The 1061-nt window shown below is 55.7% G+C and carries 1 protein-coding gene; it reads left to right on the forward strand.

Annotation, left to right across the window (positions count from 1 at the left end; genetic code table 11):
- Positions 1-1061, forward strand: a 1061-nt coding sequence (locus tag L630_RS0120795) for an ISNCY family transposase (protein WP_024850080.1), incomplete at both ends; no start/stop codon positions are given.

Raw genomic sequence — 1061 nt, forward strand, 5'->3', positions numbered from 1 at the left:
TATGATGAGGCGGTTCACCAAGCCCTTATAGTGCTGTGGGAAGCTTCCGACCGGATTTGTGGAAAGCGTTTGAAAGCGCTGCTTCCCACGCTGATCGCGTCGATGGAACGGAACGGGTACCTCAGCCTGGATGATAAGGTTCGCTCTCTCTTATTGCAGATGAGTGCAGCTACGATTGATCGTGCGCTTAAGAACATTCGTGAAACAGCAGGTGGACGCCGACGCCGTCGCTCGGTTGCCTCAACGGCTTTGAGGCGGAGCGTTCCCGTCCGGACATTCTCCGACTGGGGAAATCCACCACCGGGTTTTGTTGAAGCGGATCTTGTTGCACACTCTGGCCCCACCGCACGCGGCAGCTTCATTCAAACGCTGGTGCTAACCGATATTGCGACCGGTTGGACTGAATGTGCACCGCTGCTTGTCCGTGAACAAAAGCTTCTAAGTGAAGTATTGAGCGAGCTCCGGCGTCTGATGCCGTTTGCCCTGCTCGGCTTCGACACCGACAATGATAGTGTCTTTATCAACGAGACAATCCGAGATTATTGCCTGAATGCCAATATCGAGTTCACGCGGTGTCGTCCCTACCGCAAGAACGACCAGGCCTTCGTTGAACAGAAAAATGGATCGGTCGTCCGACGCATTGTCGGCTACCATCGCTACGAAGGCGTTGCAGCTGCCGCTGTCCTTGCTGATCTATACCGGTCGGTTCGGCTCTTCGTAAACTTCTTCCAACCTTCATTCAAGCTGCGGGAAAAGCGTCGTGATGGCGCTTTCGTCAAGAAAACCTACTACCCTCCTGCCACACCCTACCAAAGGCTAATCGCAGACGATAGGACACCAGCCGAGGTCCGCGGTCGATTAACGGACATCTGCAGCCAATTGGATCCCGTCAAGCTCCTGCGCGATATCCGGTCAGCCCAGCAGCAGCTCGTCGATGTTGCGGGTGAGGCTTCGCATTCAACGGTTACGCCGGATACTGAAGCCTTCCTGGCGAGCTTACGACACGCATGGACTGAAGGCGAGGTCCGTCCCACGGCCAGAACGAAGCCCAAGTTGCGCCG

It is taken from the genome of Aminobacter sp. J41 (genome assembly GCF_000526635.1).
Classification (GTDB): Bacteria; Pseudomonadota; Alphaproteobacteria; order Rhizobiales; family Rhizobiaceae; genus Aerobium.